Source organism: Marinobacter sp. C7, assembly GCF_022343555.1.
Classification (GTDB): domain Bacteria; phylum Pseudomonadota; class Gammaproteobacteria; order Pseudomonadales; family Oleiphilaceae; genus Marinobacter.
The window spans coordinates 939,701-957,423 of record NZ_JAKQZH010000002.1; the positions used below are offsets into that span (position 1 = coordinate 939,701).

Genomic DNA, 17,723 nt, shown 5'->3' on the forward strand with positions numbered 1-17,723 from the left:
AAATGGTGGGCCCAGCTGGACTCGAACCAGCGACCAAGGGATTATGAGTCCCCTGCTCTAACCAACTGAGCTATAGGCCCGTTCAGAATTGCATTATGGCGAGATGTTTCCGGATGGGGAAACAGAGCGGGCGCCATTATACCGGTGAGGTGTGGCGCCCGCTACTGTTGTGGAGCTTATCCGTTGCCCTGGTCGTCAATAAAGCCGCGCAGGTGATCGGAACGTGAGGGGTGGCGCAGCTTGCGCAGGGCCTTGGCCTCGATCTGACGGATCCGCTCGCGGGTAACGTCGAACTGCTTGCCGACTTCTTCCAGCGTGTGATCGGTGTTCATCTCGATACCGAAACGCATGCGCAGCACCTTGGACTCCCGGGCGGTAAGGCCGGCCAGCACGGAACGGGTGGCTTCCCGGAGGCCTTCTGCGGTGGCGGAGTCCACCGGGGAGAGCGCCTGGATGTCCTCGATGAAATCACCCAGATGGCTGTCTTCGTCGTCGCCGATTGGGGTTTCCATGGAGATCGGTTCCTTGGCGATCTTCAGGACCTTGCGGATCTTGTCCTCCGGCATGTCCATGCGCTCGCCCAGCTCTTCCGGGGTCGGCTCGCGGCCCATCTCCTGGAGCATCTGCCGCGAGATGCGGTTGAGCTTGTTGATGGTCTCGATCATGTGCACCGGAATCCGGATGGTGCGGGCCTGATCCGCGATGGAGCGGGTGATGGCCTGACGAATCCACCAGGTGGCGTAGGTGGAAAACTTGTAGCCGCGACGGTATTCGAACTTGTCCACGGCCTTCATCAGGCCGATATTGCCTTCCTGGATCAGGTCCAGGAACTGCAGGCCGCGGTTGGTGTACTTCTTGGCGATGGAGATAACCAGGCGCAGGTTGGCCTCGACCATTTCCTTCTTGGCGCGACGGGCCTTGGCTTCACCGATCGAAACGCGGCGGTTGATTTCCTTGATGTCGGCAACGTCCAGGTCCACTTCGGTCTGAACGTTATGGATGCGCTTCTGCAGACGAACAATTTCGTCCAGCCGCTCACTGATCGCCGCCGCATAGGGCTTTTTGCCCTTGGCGATCTTGTCAGCCCATTCCAGGTTCACTTCGTTACCGGGGAACGACTTGATGAAATCCTTACGCGGCATTTTGCAGTCGCGTACGCAGATCTGCATGATGGCGCGTTCGTTCTCACGCACCAGGTCGTTGGTGGAGCGAACGACGTTTACCAGTTCCTCGAACGCCTTGTTGGCGAGCTTGAACGGCGCGAAGACCTGGCCCAGTTCGTTCAGGGCGTCCTGCGTCTTCTGGTCGGAACGGCCATACTTCTCAAGTGCCTTGTCGGCAGCGTCCAGCTTTTCTTTCAGCAACTCGAACCGCAGCCGGGTCTCTTCCGGATCCGGGCCATTGTCGTTATCGTCATCGCTGGAGCTGTCGTCGTCATCCGAATCGTCGGAATCTGTGTCTTCGGAGCTGGTTTCCTCCGGTGCGGGCGTCTCTTCGCCCATGAACGGCTCGGCATCATCCGGGTCCAGGAAGCCGGTGACGATGTCACTGATGCGGCCTTCGTTCTCGATGATCCGGTCGTACGCCTGAATAACGGTGCCGGCCGTGCCCGGGAAGTGGGCCACGGCGGCCATTACATCCCGGATACCTTCCTCGATGCGCTTGGCAATAACGATCTCGCCTTCGCGGGTCAGCAGTTCCACGGTGCCCATTTCACGCATGTACATGCGGACGGGGTCGGTGGTGCGGCCGGCGTCGGTCTCCACGGCGGCGAGCGCGGCGGCTGCTTCGGCTGCGGCCGCTTCGTCGGCAGTGGAGTCACCTTCGGTCATCAACAGGGTATCGGCGTCGGGAGTTTCCTCGCACACCTGAATACCCATGTCGTTAATCATGCGGATGATGTCTTCGACCTGGTCTGGGTCGGCGATGTCTTCCGGGAGGTGGTCGTTTACCTCGGCGTAAGTCAGGTAACCTTGTTCCTTGCCTCGTGCAATGAGGTCTTTCAAACGTGATTTTTGCGAATTGCCTGACATAGACACCCTGTGAACTCGCTTTTAAAAGGAAAAAAGTTAAACAGCCATTATAGCTGTCGCGTGGTTGCTCTGCCACCGACTGATTAGATTGTGGTCAATCGGTTAAGTTTCAAGTGCGGTCATTCCTGCATGCCACCGCTCAGCTCCCGAAGTTCGTTGCGTTCCTCGGCAGAGAGGTTGGCAAAGTTCCTCAGTAGCGCTGCCAGCCTCTGCTGGCGCGAGGTTTCCTCGCTCGGACTGATGAGCTCGCGGGCCGAGGCCAGCGTGCTTTCCCGTGAGGGAATGTGTTCGATGCCATCAAAGAGATGGTAAAACCGGTCCCGGGCCTGTTGATCCAGGGCCAGTGCGCCTATCAGCTTGCGACGATCACGGATCCCTTGGTCCACGATCCAGGTGGCCAGGTCCATCGCCTGCGGAAACTGCCGTGACTGCCGGGCCAGCTCGCAGATTTCGGTGGCCAGCTCCGGGGCTTGCACCAATGCCAGGCAGAGCGTGCTGTCCTTGTTGAGTTTGACGTCCACCCGCTCTTCGGCCGGCCGGTCCCGGAACTCGCCGTTTCGCCATTTGCCCCGCTGTTGCGGCTGGCGGTTCTGCCATTGGTTGCGGCCTCCGCACAGGCGCAGCATCTCATGCCACATGGCATCCCGGAGGGTGCTGCGGGGCATTTTGTTAAGCAGCGGCTCAACCCGTGCGCGCAGTTCACCGCGATGTTCCGGTAACTGCAGGTCCAGACCCTCGCCCTGCCGGTCAAACAGATAGCGCGACAGTGGCGTGGCGCCCGCGATCCGTTTCTGGAACGCGTCCGAGCCTTCCTTGCGGATCAATGTGTCGGGATCCTCGCCCTCCGGCAGCATCAGGAACTGCAAATGCAGGCCATCCGCCATCAGTTCCAGGGCATTCTCCATGGCCCGGTCGGCAGCGCGGAAGCCGGCGCTATCACCGTCAAAGCAGAACACCACGTGCCGCACCTGTTTCAGCAGTGCCTGCAGGCTGTCCTGGTTGGTGGCAGTGCCGAGTGTGGCAACGGCGTAATCGATGCCGTACTGGGCCAGGGCAATGACGTCCATGTAGCCTTCCACCACCAGGAGCTTGTCCAGCTGGCGGATGGCCTGGCGGGCCTCGAACAGCCCGTAGATCTCCCGGCTCTTGTGAAAGACATCCGACTCCGGAGAGTTGATGTACTTGGCCTTGTCATCCCCCAGGGTCCGGCCGCCAAAAGCCACAGTCCGACCGCGGGTGTTGCGGATCGGGAACATCACCCGATTACGGAACAGGTCCCGCGGGCGCCCGTAACGGTCCGATACGGTGCCGGTCTCGATCAGGGGACCTTTCAGGTCCTGTGCCGCCGCGTCATAAAGTGCAGTCCCGGTGCCGGGGGCGTAGCCCAGCTGGTAACGCTCGATAATGACGTCGTCCAGCCCGCGTTGCTTCAGGTAATCGAGGGCGTAGTTGCCGCCCGGGCTACGCAGGGCCTTGCGGTAAAACTGGTTAGCGAAGTCGAGCGCATCGGTCAGGGTCCGGGCCTGCTGCATTTCCTGCCGCGCGGCCCGGTCGTAGGGCACTTCCAGGCCGGCTCGCTTGGCAAGTTCCTCCACCGCTTCGGTAAAGCCCAGGCCTTCGAATTCCCGTACGAAGCTGATGGCGTCGCCATGGGCGCCACAACCGAAGCAGTGATAAAAACCCTTGTCCGGTCGCACGTTGAACGATGGTGTTTTTTCATCGTGGAAGGGGCAGCAGGCCTTGTAGTTCGCTCCGGCTTTCTTGAGGGTGATCCGGGACCCGATCAGTTCCGCAAGGTCGATGCGGTCGAGCAGGTCTTCAACGAAACGTTGAGGGATCAGTCCACTCATGGAGACTCCAGGTCTGCCGGCCTGTTTATGCCGGTACTTCAGGTGTTGGCCATAGCCAAAAATGCCGCCGAAGCCAGGCCTCGGCGGCATTTTCAATCGCTCTGTGCAGCCTGTTGCTGACAGGCAATCAGTGCTTTGCAGTCAAGCGGCGTCTGGCTGTAGCTTAGTACAGACGCTCGAACTTGCGCTGTTCCCGCTGAAGCTTCTTGAGATGACGCTTAACGGCAGCGGCTGCTTTGCGCTTGCGAACAGCGGTCGGCTTCTCGTAGTGCTCACGACGACGCACTTCAGACAGTACACCGGCCTTTTCGCAGGAACGCTTGAAGCGACGCAGTGCTACGTCAAACGGTTCATTCTCTTTCACTTTAACAGCTGGCATTCGAAAATCACCTACCTGATAGATTCGGTTTTGATTTGCTCCGCACGGCATTGCCTGTGCGGCTCGATACCTGGTCAGATTGGCTAAAACTCGACCAGTGCATATTTTAGGGCGGCAATAATAGCGCCTGGATCATGGCGAGGTCAATGTTTGTTCGATGAAACTGCCTTCCGGTTTCGGGTTTCTGCTAAAATGCGCTCCGTTCTCATTCATGCCAACCTGATGCGGCCCGAATCTATGCTCATTCTCGGTATTGAAACCTCCTGTGACGAAACCGGCGTGGCCCTGTTCGACACCGACAAAGGCCTGCTGGCCCATGCGCTGTTCAGTCAGATCGATATGCATGCCGACTACGGCGGTGTCGTGCCGGAACTGGCGTCCCGGGACCATGTGCGCAAGCTCCTGCCCCTGTGCGATCAGGTAATCGAGGAAGCCGGGTGCGGCCGTCCGGATATCGACGGCATTGCCTATACCGCCGGGCCCGGACTGGTCGGCGCGCTGATGGTGGGCGGCTCGGTGGCCCACGCCCTGGGCTTTGCGCTGGGCGTGCCGGTACTGGGTGTGCACCACATGGAGGGGCACCTGCTTGCCCCGATGCTGGAGGATAACCCGCCGGCGTTTCCGTTCGTGGCGTTGCTGGTTTCCGGCGGCCACACCCAGTTGGTCCGCGTTGATGGCATCGGTGAGTACGAAATGCTCGGGGAATCGGTGGATGATGCGGCCGGCGAGGCCTTTGACAAGACCGCCAAGATGCTGGGCCTGGATTACCCGGGTGGTCCCCGCGTCGCCGCCCTCGCCGAGAAAGGCATTCCTGACCGTTACCGCTTCCCCCGACCGATGACGGACCGGCCGGGCCTGGATTTCAGTTTCAGCGGGCTTAAGACCTACACCCTCAATACGGTGAATGCTGCCGTGGAAGCCGGGGAGTTTTCCGATCAGGTGAAGGCCGATATCGCCCTGGCGTTTGAAGCTGCGGTAGTTGATACGCTGACCATAAAATGCCGGCGTGCACTGGAGCAGACTGGCTGCAGGCGTCTGGTCATCGCCGGCGGCGTCAGTGCCAACAAGCGTCTGCGGGCCGGCCTCGAGAAAATGGCGAGGAAGCTCCAGGCCCACGTGTTCTACGCCCGCCCGGAGTTCTGCACCGATAACGGCGCCATGATCGCCTATGCCGGTGCCCAGCGAATGCAGGCCGGTCAGCAGGACGGCGAGCGCATCGTGGCCGTACCAAGGTGGCCCATGAATACTCTGCCGCCAATCAGCGAGCCTCGCGCCGACGGCCTGGTGGACTGAGCTGGCGGTCAGAACCCGGCTTCCCGTCCCTGGGCGAGGCGGATCAGGTTGTTGCGGTGCCGCACGACAATCAGGATGGCCAGCAGGCCGAACAGGGGCAGGGTTTTCGGCTCGATCAGGGCGCTGATCAATGGCCCGAAGGCAATGGCTACCAGCGAGGCCAGGGCAGAGATGCGCCAGCGCCACATCACACCGGCCCAGATGGCCGCCAGTATCAGGGTTGTCACCGGAGCCAGTGCCAGGCCGGCACCCAGGGCCGTCGCTACCCCCTTGCCGCCCTTGAAGCGGTAGAACAGAGGGATCATATGGCCGGTCACCGCGCACAGGGCCACCATTGCCTGCACCATCACTGAGAGTCCGGCGATGTGGGCGATCCACACCGGCAGCCACCCCTTGAAGGCGTCAAGGGCGAGGGTGACCAGCGCTGGCGCCCAGCCGCCGTTACGGTAGACATTGGTAGCACCCGGGTTGCCGGATCCCAGGGCCCTCGGGTCCGGCAGCTTCCACAGATGACATACCGGCAGTGCAAACAGGACGGAGCCCAACAGATAGGCAAGGGTGCAAAGTGCAACGGTGGCTACGGCAGGGCTGGTCAGATCCATGGTGTCGGTCCCGAGGCGGAGACGAATCGGTGCAATCTGTGCGAAAATGCCGGCCCGTTTATCACTGACCAGCCAGATCACAGTATCCGTTGGTTGTGTGCATTTCAATCAGCAAAGAGTGGAAGACTCCGGGAGAGTTCCTTGGCAGACAGTGTCCTGATCGAAGGTCTGGCGGTCGAAACCGTCATCGGCGTTTATGACTGGGAGCGGAAGGTGACCCAGCAGGTCCTGATCGATCTGGATATGGCCTGGGATAACCGCGCCCCGGGGCAGTCGGACGATGTTGCCGATGCCCTGGATTACGCCGCGGTCAGTGAGCGGGTGGCCCGGTGTCTCCAGGAACTGAAACCACAGTTGCTTGAACGTGCCGCAGAAGTGCTGGCGGATCTTCTGATAAAGGAGTTCGGGGTAGGGCGACTGACCCTGACTCTTCGTAAGCCCGGTGCAGTGCCGGCAGCCAGGTCCGTGGGTGTGCGAATCGAACGGGGAAGCAAATGATGGTGGCAACTGCCCGGGTCTACATCAGTATCGGTACCAATATCGACCGGGAGCGTTACGTGACCGCCGCACTGGACGCTCTGGCAGACTGGTTCGGTGACTTGCAGATTTCCCCGGTGTATGAGAGCGAGTCGGTCGGCTTTGACGGTTCGCCATTTCTCAACCTGGTGGTCGGTGTGGATACAGATCTCAGCGTTGGTGAGCTGTCCCGGCGCTTCAAGCAGCTGGAAGCCGAGAACGGCCGCCGGCGCGATGTGCCAAAATTCAGTGCCCGGACCCTGGACCTGGATATCCTGACCTACGGTGACCGGACCGGCATCATTGACGGTGTTGAATTGCCCCGGGGCGAGATCCTGAAGAATGCGTTCGTATTGCGTCCACTGGCCGATATTGCCCCGAACGCGGTGCACCCGGTGTGCGGCAAGACTTACCGCCAGCTCTGGCAGGCCTATAACACCGGCCAGAAGCTCTGGCCGGTGGACTTCCTGTGGCGGGGCCGGAAAATCTCAGAGGCCGTTAGCTGAACGGAACTTCCGGATCAGCTGGTCGGTGGAGCTGTCACCGGCGGTGCCGATGGCATCCTGGCTGAGCAGCTTGGGGAGAATGCCCTTGCCCAGCTGCTTGCCCAGCTCCACCCCCCACTGGTCAAACGAATCTACATCCCAGATCACACCCTGAACAAAGGTTCGGTGCTCATAGAGTGCAATCAGGGCCCCCACCGTTTCTGGCGCCACCTTCTCCATGATCAGGGTGTTGCTCGGTTTGTTGCCGGGGATCACCTTGTGGGGCGCGAGGGCTTCGACAGTTTCCTTGTCCAGACCCTCGTTCGCCAGCTCCGCCCGGGCTTCGTCCAGGGTCTTGCCCGCCATCATTGCCCGGGACTGGCTGAGGCAGTTGGCAAACAGGTCGGCATGATGGGTTGCGACGGGGTTGTGAGTCTTCAGCGGAATGATGAAGTCCGCGGGAACCAGTCGGGTGCCCTGATGGATCAGCTGGTGATAGGCGTGCTGGCCATTGGAGCCGACACCCCCCCAGAGCACCGGGCCGGTCTGGTAGTTCACGGGTTGGCCCGCCTCGGTCACACTCTTGCCGTTGCTTTCCATGTCCAGTTGTTGCAGATGATCCGGCAGGCTGCGCAGGTAATGATCATAGGGCAGAATGGCGTGGGTCTCGGCATCCCAGAAATTGTTGTACCAGACGCTGAGCAGGCCCATCACTACGGGAAGGTTGCGCTCAAGCGGCGCTTCCCGGAAATGGCTGTCCATGGCGTGGGCGCCGGCCAGTAGCGCCCGGAAGTTGTCCATCCCGATGCTCAGGGCCACGGGCAGGCCGATGGCCGACCAGAGGGAGTAGCGGCCTCCGACCCAGTCCCACATGGGAAAGACGTTGTCGGCATCAATGCCGAACGCCTCGGCCGCCGGAACGTTGGCGGTGACCGCCATGAAATGCCTGGCGACGGCGGCTTCATTGCCCCCGTTGTCGAGGAACCACTGCCGCGCCACCTTGCTGTTCTCAAGGGTTTCCTGGGTGCGGAAGGACTTCGACTGAACCAGGAACAATGTGGTTTCCGGGTTCACCTGCCGGAGAGTCTCACAGATGTCGGTACCGTCGATGTTGGCAACATAATGGCAGCGGATTCGGCCTTGCCGGTAGGGCTGCAGGGATTCGTCTACCAGCTTGGGACCGAGGTAGGAGCCGCCGATCCCGACACTCACGACGTCTGTGAAGGCCTTGCCGCTGAATCCGGTTCTGGAGGCATCGAGAACACCGTTCACGAAGGCTTCCATTCGGTCCAGGGTTTTCTGCACCTCCGCAATCACATCTACGCCATCGACCAGGATGGATTCGTTGCCCGGGTGGCGAAGGGCAGTATGCAGTGCCGGCCGGTTTTCCGTGATATTCACCCTGGCGCCGTTGAGAAGGTCGCTACGCCGTTCTTCCAGGCGACAGCTTCGGGCCAAAGCCACCAGTTCGGACAGGGTCTCGTCGGTCAGAAGGTTCTTGGAGAAATCCAGGGCCAGGCCGGCACCCTGGATAAAGTACCGGCTGGCACGATCCGGATCCTGCTCGAAGAGCGCTCGCATGGAGACGCTTCGGAGCTTGTCCCGCCGCTCGTTCAGTGTCTGCCATTCGGGTTTCGAGGTCAGTACGGCCGAGTGTTCGGGCATCAGGGGATCCTTTTCCTTGTGTGAGGGTCAGCGCGCCACCGACAGGTTGTCAATCAGTCGTGTGGTTCCCAGGAAGGCTGCCACCAGGATGGTCAGCTCGTGGTCGTCCGGTGAAGCGGGTTTTAGCGTCAGGCTGTTGACGATGTTGAAATAATCAGGCCGTAACCCGGCTGCGCTCAGTGACTGTTCAGCTTCTTTCTCAATGGCCTGGAAGTCTGTGCGACCACTGGCGAGTTTCTCGGCGGTCGCTTCCAGTGTCCGGAACACGACCGGTGCGATCTTGCGTTCCTCCGGGGAGAGATAGCCGTTACGGGAGCTTTTGGCCAGTCCGTCTTCTTCCCGGACCGTGGGCGCTCCAATGACCTCCACGGGCATGAACAGGTCTCGGGCCATCTTTCTGATCACGGCGAGTTGTTGAAAATCCTTCTCGCCAAAGACCGCCAGGTCCGGTTGCACCATGTTGAACAGCATGGTCACGACTGTCGCGACCCCTTCGAAGTGGCCGGGTCGGCTTGCGCCGCAATGGCCGTCGCTGACTTCCGGAACGATCACCTTGGTCTGCTGGGCCAGGCCGTCCGGATAGATCTCTTCCACGGGTGGAGCAAACACCAGGGTATTTCCGGCCGCTTCAAGTCTTTCCTGGTCCTCGGCGAGGGTCCGCGGATACTTGTCCAGGTCCTCGTTGGCCCCGAACTGCATGGGGTTCACGAAAATGCTGGTTACCACCACGTCTGCGGACTCGGCCGCTTTGCGCACCAGCGATATATGGCCGTCATGCAGGTTGCCCATGGTGGGCACCAGGCCGATGGTCTTGTCCTGCTGGCGATAGCCTCGCAGGATGGTGCGGAGTTCTTTGAGGGAATGGATCGTTCTCATGCCTTGAACGTATGCTCCTCGGACGGGAAAGTACGGTCACGGACCTGTTGGGCATAGGCCGCTAGGGCTTCCTGAACAGAGTCGGTTTCGGCCAGGAAGTTCTTCACGAATCGTGGCTTGCGCCCCGGGGTCAGTCCCAGCATATCGTGTACCACAAGTACCTGGCCATCAGTGTCAGAACCGGCGCCGATACCGATTACCGGAGCCCTGACCGCCTGGGTGATGCGGGCTGCCAGCGGGGCGGGCACGCATTCCAGCAGAATGATATCTGCACCTGCCTCCTCAAGTTCACAGGCGTGCTCAATCATCATTTCGGCGGCCTTCTCGTCGCGACCCTGTACCTTGTAGCCACCGAACTTATTGACGAACTGGGGCGTCAGGCCCAGGTGGGCACAAACAGGAACGCCCCGCTCACTCAGGGCGCTGATCGTGTCCTTCATCCAGTCCGTGCCCTCCAGTTTGACCATGTGCGCGCCGGCACGCATCAGTTCCGCCGCGTTCTCCAGGGCCGCTTCGACAGTACCGTAGGACATGAACGGCATGTCGGCCATGATCAGCGAGCCCTGGTTTCCCTTGGCCACGCAGCTGGTGTGGTACACCATCTGATCCATGGTTACCGGCAGGGTGCTGTCGTTGCCCTGAAGCACCATGCCGAGCGAGTCGCCGATCAGGATGACATCAACGCCGGCTTCGCTGACGAGCTGGGCAAAGGTCGCGTCATAGGAGGTCAGGGCAGAGAAAGCCTCGCCCTTCTGCTTGTATTCCCGCAGGGTATTGATGGTAACAGCCATAGAATCCTAGCCTTTTGGGTGGATGGGCGTGGACTGCGCCGTGGTTTCGGCATTCAGGTGCTAAGGGTAATCCGGGGGTATGCCTGAGGCAATAGTATCACGGTGAGTCCGGGCTGGGGTGCGGTTGGCGTTTCAGTCCGGGCCGAAGGGTTCACGGGGGATGGGGGGCAGTTTCCGGAGACCGTTGTCCGGGCAGTTTTGCCTGAGGCTGGCGACGGTCCGACCGTCCGGCAGGGTCAGGTCGGGGTTCAGATCCAGCAGCGGCTGGAGCGCAAAGTCCCGGTTGGCCAGTTCAGGATGGGGTACCTCCAGCCGTTGGTCGCCCAGGGTTTCCTGGCCGAAGAGCAGGATGTCCAGGTCCAGAGTCCGTGGCCCCCAGTGGCGCAGACGTTCCCGGCCGTGGTGCTGTTCAATCGCCTGCAGGTGATCAAGCAATGCGTGAGGTGCCAGCTCTGTTCTGAGCCATACGGCGCCATTCACGAAATCCGGTTGGTCCTGGGGGCCGACCGGCCGGCTGGCATAGAAGGGGGATTGCGCCACCAGTGTGGTTTGCGGCAGTGACGCAAGTTCTGCAACCGCCCGGGCCAGTTGCGCCGCAGGGTTTTCGAGATTGCTGCCCAGGCCAATGAAGGCGTCCGTTGTCATTGCGCAGCCTGGCGCTTTACCGGTTTGCGACGACGGCGGCGTTTTTTCGGTGCATCGCTTCCCAGGTTGGACAGCATGCGTTCCTGACCGCGTTCATCCGCCTGTTGGAACTCTGTCCACCACTGGCCCAGCCCCGGTTCGATCTCCCCGGCCGCTTCCCGCACCAGCAGGAAATCGTAGGCGGCCCGGAAACGGGGATGGGACATGGTGCCAAAGGCCCGTTTACCCTGCCGTCTCGGCAGGCGCATCTGCAGTTCCCAGATTTCCTTCATCGGACCGGAGAAACGCTTGGGTATGGATGTGGCTTGCACCTGCCGACCGATCACCTTGCCGATGGCACCGTGGAGGGCCGGTTGTACCGGGTCCCCGTTATCCTGGCGGCGGCGCCACTCGGCCTGAAGGGCGGGCCAGAGCATGGCGGCAAAGAGGAAGTAGGGAGTGACGGATTTACCCTGCGCTATCCTCGCATCGGTGTTGCGCAACGCCTGGCGGATCAGCTCGTCGGGCTCGCCTGCCTCGATCGCTTTTACGGTTTCCGGGAAAAGCGGTGCCAGCAGGTTGTACTCGTTGAGAAGGTCGTAGGTCTTTTCGCCGTGGCCCGCGGAAAACAGTTTCAGTACTTCGTCAAACAGCCGGGCCGGTGGGATATGGCCGAGCAATGGGGCGAGTTCGCGTATCGGTGCCTCGGTTTCCGGTTCGATCTCGAAGTCGAGTTTGCCGGCAAAGCGGATAGCCCTGAGCATGCGTACCGGGTCTTCGCGGTATCGGGTTTCAGGATCGCCGATCAGTCGGATCTGACGGTTGCGCAGGTCTTCAATGCCGTTGGCGAAGTCGATTACCGTGAAGTCGCGAATACAGTAATACAGAGCGTTGACCGTGAAATCCCGCCGCAGTGCATCTTCTTCCTGAGTACCGTAGACGTTGTCACGCAGCAGCAGCCCATGCTCGCTGGTCTTGCGATCGTCGTCGGTGCTGTCGTCATCGGTTTCGTTGGCATTGCCGCGGAAGGTGGTGACTTCAATGACCTCCCGACCGAACACCACATGAACAATGCGGAAGCGGCGGCCTATCAGGCGGGAATTGCGGAACAGGTCATGCACTTCTTCCGGGGTAGCGTTGGTGGCGATGTCGAAGTCTTTCGGTTTGCCGCCAAGCAGGATGTCCCGGACTCCGCCGCCAACCAGGTAAGCCTCGTAACCGGATTTGTTCAACCGATGCAGGACTTTCTTGGCGGGCTCGCTGATCACGGAGCGCGATACATTATGCTGGTCCCGGGGGATTTCCCGTCGCTGGTAGGTATGGGGATTCTTCCGTCCGCCGGGCATGAGGGATTTTATTCTGTCGACAAGTCGTTTAGGCATTGAAATCCGTATTTGCGGTGAGCAAAAACCGAGAGTTTAACGGTTTGGGCAGGATTTGCACACGCCAGATAATCAAAAGGCGGATCCGTTTTCACGAATCCGCCCTGAAAGCGTTGACGATCTGCATTGTTTTTATTGTTGCCGGGATTTTTCTTGATTTTTGTACCCCACTGTATACCTCCAAGTCCGGAGGATCTCAGCAGTGCAAACGGAAAGCTTTGAATACACAGAGCGGTCAGGGACATCGGGCGAGTCTGTCAGCAGATGCAGTGTCGTCTGGAAGGCGATTCTTCTCTACATCTACAACTCACACGTGCCGTGGGACCACTAAAAAGCAAAGTACCCAAAACACTCAGTTCGCTCACGTTCTGTTTTTGTTTTTGTTACCGAACGTCTTCCTGCAGCTTTTTGTATTTGTTTTGACGCTGCGTTGCCACTTCTTGTTTTTGTTGTTGTGCGCTTAATAGATTGCAGAGTGCGTGCCAGTTTTTGAAAGTCTTTTATTAACAGTGCCTTACGGTTTTGAAGGAAATAAGTGTTACCCCGTACTCCTTTCAAGTGTTACTGAGGTCACAGTTGTTTCCGGAGGAGTGTTACCGTGGGGAACAGGGGGTAACAACTGATCCCAGGTTCATTTCTTGGCGGGCCTCGGCATAAAAAAAGGGGCCTGAGGCCCCTTCATTCAGCTGCCGGACTTTTTTCGTGGTATCCCCAATCGCTGACGCCGCTCCCAGAGCGACTTCCGGCTGATGCCCAGCTTCTGGGCCAGCTCTGTCTCGCTCATGCGGTCCTGGTTCTCCAGGACGAAGTGCTGGAAGTAGTCCTCCAGGGACAGGTCGTTGGCTGAATCCGCATCCCGGGTGGAGACCTGCTCGTTGTTTCCTTCCACCAGCGTTTCGGGGATCTGCTCGTCTCCTCCCTCGCTGTCCAGGTCGAGCAGGGCCGGGGTGATCACATCGCCATCACACAGGATGGTGGCCCTTTCGATGGCGTTCTCCAGCTCCCGGACGTTGCCCGGCCAGCGGTGGCGCTCCAGCGCGCGCATGGCTTCGGGACTGAGGTTCAGGTTCGGCTTGCCCATTTTCTGGCCCTGGCGTTTGAGGAACCTCCGTGCCAGGCCGAGGATATCGCTCTGCCGCTCGCGCAGAGGCGGAATGCGAATCTGCATCACATTAAGGCGGTAATAAAGGTCTTCCCGGAACTCGCCGGTACGGGTCATTGCCTTGAGGTTGCGGTGGGTGGCCGCAATCATCCGCACATTGACCTTGCGACTCTGGGTGGAGCCAACCTTGCGGATCTCGCTCTCCTGCAGCACCCGAAGCAGCCGCGCCTGCGCCTCGGCCGGCAATTCGCCGATCTCATCCAGGAACAGGCTGCCGCCGTCAGCGGCCTCGATCAGACCGGTGCGGGCCGATACGGCACCGGTGAAGGCCCCTTTTTCGTGGCCGAACAGCTCGGATTCAATCAGGCTCTCGGGGATGGCGGCACAGTTCACCGAGATCAGTGGCTTGGATGCCCGGGGGCTGAGCAGGTGCAGGGCACGGGCGGCCAGTTCCTTACCCGTTCCCGACTCGCCCTGGATCAGGACCGTGGTTTCGGTCGGTGCCACCTTCCGAATCAGGGTGAACACCTTCTGCATTGCGTCACACTGGCCGAACATGATGCTGGCCGGGTCGCTTTCCTCCGGTTTGTCGCCGGAATCGGTCCCGCTGTCAGATTCGGCGCCAGCCGGCCCCTGGCGCGCCAGGATGTTTTCCACCGCGGCCAGCATTTCGTCGTGGTCGAAAGGCTTGGCGATGTATTCGACGGCCCCCATTTTCATGGAATCAACTGCCGAGCGCAGGCTGGCGTAGCTGGTCATGATCAGTACCGGGGTGTTGGGCGCACGGTTAATCAGTTCGGTGCCTGCCGCGCCGGGTAGCCGGAGATCCGAAATGATCAGGTCAAACTGATCCGGCTCATGGTTCTGTTCGGCTTCCTCGACCGACCGGGCATCGGCTACCTCATAGCCGGCGTGTTGCAGGAGTTTGCGCACGGCGGAACGAATGATGTCTTCATCTTCTACAATCAGAATGCGGGGCATAGCGGTTTCAGGACCTTTCGTTCTGGCTGGCCGGAGTATCGTCGGTTTCGGGGCTGTACGCTGGCAGCCTCAGACGGACACAAGTGCCGGTGCCGGTATCGGGATTTGCCGGACTCTCGACCTGGATGTTGCCGTAGTGTTCCTCAACGATGCTGTACACCAGAGACAAGCCAAGGCCCGTCCCCTTGTCAGGAGCCTTGGTGGTGTAAAAGGGCTCGAAAATATGGTCGAGCTGGTCTTCCGGGATACCCGAGCCTTCATCAATGACCTCGATAATAGCGGAGTAGCTGTCGCCGTTTCCACTGACCCTGATGGTACCACCCTCGGGGGAAGCGTCTCGTGCATTGGCCAGCAGGTTGACGAATACCTGTACCAGGCGCTGTTCGTCGCCAAGCACCAGCAGATCTGCGGGTACATCATTGAGATAGCGGATGCCCATGCCCTTGTCGCTGAGAGACAGGAGGTTGATGGACTCCTCCACGCAACGGTGGATGGAGACCGGTTCGTACCGGTTGGCATGGGCATGGTTGCCCGTGCGGGCAAAATTCATCAGTGACTGCAGGATGGTGGAGATGCGCCGTGTCTGTTGCTGAATCTGGTCGGCGGTATCCAGGATGTCCGGGTTGTCGGTTTCCAGTTTCAGGTTCTGGGCGAGTGAGGAGATACCGGTAACCGGGTTGCCGATCTCGTGGGCAACGCCGGCCGCCAGGCGCCCAACGGATGCCAGCCGCTCGCTGTGCATCAATTCGTCCTCGAGCAGTCGGGTTTCGGTCTGATCTTCAACCAGGATGATGCTCCCGCCCTCGGTGTGGTCCGGCCCACTCAGTGCCGCCTTGTGCAGATTCAGCCAATGCGGCTTCCCGCGCAGGTCGAGCCGGTGCTTGTACCGGTGCAGCTCCTCGCCGCGGTTGAAGTCTTCCAGCAACAGGTGCCAGTGCTCGGGAAGTGCCATCAGGCGGGCCCCGACCACATCGTCGGCAGTGATACCGGTCAGTTCTTCCATGGCGTGGTTCCACATCAGGATTTCGCCATCCTCGCCCACCGAGCAGGCAGGAATCGGAAGATTCTGCAGGGTCTGACGGTAATGCCGGCGCAGGTTGTCCAGCTCGCCGGCCAGGCCGGTCAGTCTGTTCTGGTAGTCCCCGAGTGCACGCTCAACATAGCGGATGTCCTGGCCGGTATTGCCCCGTGCCAGGGGTTTGAAGCCCAGGTGGCGGTGGACCATGTCCCGGGCCACGGAAGGGCCGAGCAGGCCCGAGAGATTGATTTCCACCTGGTCCCGTAACCGGCGAAGCTGGTAGGGCCGATACTCAACATTGGGCAGTTTCAGTTGTGCCAAGGCCCTTTCCACTTCCCGCTTTGCAACGCCATGGCCCAAGGGGTCAGAGAGCTGGCGGATGAACTCGCTCGAGGAGCTGGCCAGCAGTTCCCGCCGTTGGGGGCGGGACAGTGCTCCCAGCGAGCAGGCCTGGGCGGCACTGGTTTCCTCCGCGGAACTGGCGCTGAGAATCGAGAACAGGCCAAAGACCGTGACATTCGCGGTAATGCTGATAAATGTGAAGATGTGCCAGTTGCTGTAATCCGGCACCAGCGGCACATTGAACCAGGCCAGCGGGTTGATGGTGTGCGAGAAGGGCAGAACCAGGGTGGCCAGCCAGATGACCAGTCCGGTAACAAGGCCGGCAATCAACCCGCGGCGGTTGCCTTCCGGCCAGTAGATGACTCCCAGGGCGCCGGGCAGCAGTTGGAGCATCCCGGAAAGTGAAATGGCACCCAGGATGGCCAGGTCCAGGTGCTGGCCCACGGTTTCATGGAACAGCAGGGCAAAGAAGATGATGACCGCGATCAGCAGACGCTTGACCCACTGCAGCCAGCGGTAGATGTCCGCCTGGTCCCGGGGCGTCTTGACAGGAAGCACTACATGGTTGAGCACCATGCCCGCCAGCGCCAGGGTGCTGACAATCATCAGGCCGCTGGCCGCCGACAGGCCGGCAATGTACATGAGCAATGACAGCAGGGGGCTGTCCAGTGCCCGGGCAACACCCACGGCGTAGAAGTTGGGCTCGCCACCCACTCCCAGAGCCTGGCCGCCCCAGAGAATCACGGGAACCGGCAGGGCCAGTAGCAGGAGGTAAAGTGGCAGACCCCAGCTGGCCTTGGCCAGGGATTTGGGTGAGGGGTTTTCGCTGAACGTCATGTGGTACATGTGAGGAAGTACCAGCGCGCCTGCGAAGGACATTAGCATCAGCGCGCGCCAGCTGCCGTCGTCTATGGCCAGTGTCATGGTTCCGGTGGCGGCCTTGTTCATGGCGAGCCACAGGTCCAGCCCCTCCATGCCGTCAAAGACCCTGAACAGTATGACCCCGCCAATCGTCAGCAGCGCCCCCACCTTCACCAGGGAGTCGAAGGCGATGGCCAGTACCAGCCCCTGGTGGTTCTCCGAATTCTGGTTGCGGCGGGCGCCGAACAGGATGGCAAACAGCAGTACGATCAGGCAGAACAGCAGGCTCATGGCCTTGGGCGAGGTGTCCGGGGCCAGAATGCTGGCAGAGACTGCCACCGCCTGGATCTGCATGCTCAGCAACGCCAGGATGGCGGCCCCGGAACAGAGAGTCACCAGCGTGCCCGCCCATTGGCTCCGGTAGCGATAGGCAAAGAGGTCGGCCAGAGAGGTCAGCTGGTAGGCCCTGGCAATACGCATGATCGGATTGAGCAGCACCGGGGCCAGCAGGAAAGCACCGCTGATACCCAGGTAATAGGCGAGGAAGCCATAGCCGGTCTCGGCGGCCATACCGATGGCCGCATAGACTGCCCAGATGCCGGCATAGACGCCAAGGCTGAGGGTGTAGACCAGGGGGTGACGTACCCAGTGTTTGGGCAGCATACCCTGTTCGGTAATCCAGGCCACACCGAACAGCAGGAGCAGGTAAACCAGGCTGGCCAACACGAGGCCGGGTGCACTAAAACTCATTGGGATCCCGTCGCCATTCAAGCCAGAAACCGATGGCGATCAGTCCCGCCCAGATAACATAGGGGCTGTACCAGACGTTGCCGGGCGCAGTCCACCAGTCCAGGATGTTGGGAGAAAAAATGTATATGGCCAGAACCAGCAGGAAGACCAGACGGTAAATGTACATCAGGCTC

At 60.4% G+C, this 17,723-nt stretch carries 16 protein-coding genes and 1 tRNA gene; 3 read left to right on the forward strand and 14 right to left on the reverse strand.

What is annotated here, in order from left to right; translation table 11 throughout:
* Nucleotides 1-3 precede the first annotated feature (3 nt).
* From MD273_RS14205 to rpsU, 4 genes are all read right to left on the reverse strand, one after another.
* A tRNA-Ile gene (locus MD273_RS14205) sits at nucleotides 4-80 on the reverse strand.
* Nucleotides 81-176: 96 nt separating this feature from the next.
* Nucleotides 177-2,033, reverse strand: a complete 1,857-nt coding sequence (gene rpoD, locus MD273_RS14210; RefSeq protein WP_239038434.1) for an RNA polymerase sigma factor RpoD — start codon at nucleotides 2,031-2,033, stop codon at nucleotides 177-179.
* Nucleotides 2,034-2,152: 119 nt separating this feature from the next.
* On the reverse strand, nucleotides 2,153-3,883 hold the full coding sequence (gene dnaG, locus MD273_RS14215; RefSeq protein WP_239038435.1) for a DNA primase: 1,731 nt from the start codon (nucleotides 3,881-3,883) through the stop codon (nucleotides 2,153-2,155).
* 163 nt (nucleotides 3,884-4,046) lie between these two features.
* A complete protein-coding gene (gene rpsU / locus MD273_RS14220) occupies nucleotides 4,047-4,262 on the reverse strand; it encodes a 30S ribosomal protein S21 (RefSeq protein ID WP_007153483.1) in 216 nt (71 codons plus the stop codon).
* Nucleotides 4,263-4,499: 237 nt separating this feature from the next.
* Between rpsU and tsaD the strand changes: the two genes are divergently transcribed.
* A complete protein-coding gene (gene tsaD / locus MD273_RS14225; RefSeq protein ID WP_239038502.1) occupies nucleotides 4,500-5,555 on the forward strand; it encodes a tRNA (adenosine(37)-N6)-threonylcarbamoyltransferase complex transferase subunit TsaD in 1,056 nt (351 codons plus the stop codon).
* A gap of 8 nt (nucleotides 5,556-5,563) precedes the next feature.
* Here tsaD and plsY read toward each other — a convergent pair whose 3' ends face one another.
* Nucleotides 5,564-6,157 carry a glycerol-3-phosphate 1-O-acyltransferase PlsY gene (gene plsY / locus MD273_RS14230; protein WP_239038436.1) on the reverse strand — a complete coding sequence of 198 codons (594 nt, stop codon included), beginning with the start codon at nucleotides 6,155-6,157 and terminating at the stop codon, nucleotides 5,564-5,566.
* A gap of 141 nt (nucleotides 6,158-6,298) precedes the next feature.
* Between plsY and folB the strand changes: the two genes are divergently transcribed.
* Nucleotides 6,299-6,655 carry a dihydroneopterin aldolase gene (folB, locus tag MD273_RS14235; RefSeq protein ID WP_239038437.1) on the forward strand — a complete coding sequence of 119 codons (357 nt, stop codon included), beginning with the start codon at nucleotides 6,299-6,301 and terminating at the stop codon, nucleotides 6,653-6,655.
* Entirely contained in the window at nucleotides 6,655-7,179 is a 525-nt protein-coding gene (gene folK, locus MD273_RS14240; protein WP_239038503.1) for a 2-amino-4-hydroxy-6-hydroxymethyldihydropteridine diphosphokinase, read from the forward strand. The genes folB and folK (MD273_RS14240) overlap by 1 nt, the downstream gene beginning before the upstream one ends.
* Here the strand turns inward: folK (MD273_RS14240) and pgi are convergent.
* The 9 genes from pgi to MD273_RS14285 form a co-directional block, all read right to left on the reverse strand.
* Nucleotides 7,162-8,823, reverse strand: a complete 1,662-nt coding sequence (pgi, locus tag MD273_RS14245; RefSeq protein WP_239038438.1) for a glucose-6-phosphate isomerase — start codon at nucleotides 8,821-8,823, stop codon at nucleotides 7,162-7,164. The genes folK (MD273_RS14240) and pgi overlap by 18 nt on opposite strands.
* Before the next feature lie 27 nt (nucleotides 8,824-8,850).
* Complete coding sequence (gene panC, locus MD273_RS14250) at nucleotides 8,851-9,699, reverse strand: pantoate--beta-alanine ligase (RefSeq protein ID WP_239038439.1); 849 nt, start codon at nucleotides 9,697-9,699, stop codon at nucleotides 8,851-8,853.
* Nucleotides 9,696-10,490 (reverse strand): 3-methyl-2-oxobutanoate hydroxymethyltransferase, encoded by a 795-nt coding sequence (gene panB, locus MD273_RS14255; RefSeq protein WP_239038440.1) that lies wholly within the window; start codon nucleotides 10,488-10,490, stop codon nucleotides 9,696-9,698. The genes panC and panB overlap by 4 nt, the downstream gene beginning before the upstream one ends.
* Before the next feature lie 132 nt (nucleotides 10,491-10,622).
* Nucleotides 10,623-11,135: a 2-amino-4-hydroxy-6-hydroxymethyldihydropteridine diphosphokinase gene (gene folK / locus MD273_RS14260; RefSeq protein WP_239038441.1), complete on the reverse strand. Its 513-nt coding sequence runs from the start codon at nucleotides 11,133-11,135 to the stop codon at nucleotides 10,623-10,625.
* The gene (gene pcnB / locus MD273_RS14265) at nucleotides 11,132-12,496 is read right to left on the reverse strand and encodes a polynucleotide adenylyltransferase PcnB (protein ID WP_239038442.1); all 1,365 of its coding nucleotides are present in this window, start codon (nucleotides 12,494-12,496) and stop codon (nucleotides 11,132-11,134) included. Before pcnB ends, folK (MD273_RS14260) begins: the two co-directional genes overlap by 4 nt.
* Entirely contained in the window at nucleotides 12,469-12,741 is a 273-nt protein-coding gene (locus MD273_RS14270; protein ID WP_239038443.1) for a hypothetical protein, read from the reverse strand. The genes pcnB and MD273_RS14270 overlap by 28 nt, the downstream gene beginning before the upstream one ends.
* Before the next feature lie 437 nt (nucleotides 12,742-13,178).
* Entirely contained in the window at nucleotides 13,179-14,579 is a 1,401-nt protein-coding gene (locus MD273_RS14275) for a sigma-54-dependent transcriptional regulator (protein WP_239038444.1), read from the reverse strand.
* A gap of 7 nt (nucleotides 14,580-14,586) precedes the next feature.
* Nucleotides 14,587-17,550, reverse strand: a complete 2,964-nt coding sequence (locus MD273_RS14280) for a sensor histidine kinase (RefSeq protein WP_239038445.1) — start codon at nucleotides 17,548-17,550, stop codon at nucleotides 14,587-14,589.
* Entirely contained in the window at nucleotides 17,540-17,716 is a 177-nt protein-coding gene (locus MD273_RS14285) for a hypothetical protein (RefSeq protein ID WP_008940627.1), read from the reverse strand. Before MD273_RS14285 ends, MD273_RS14280 begins: the two co-directional genes overlap by 11 nt.
* Between the last annotated feature and the right edge of the window lie 7 nt (nucleotides 17,717-17,723).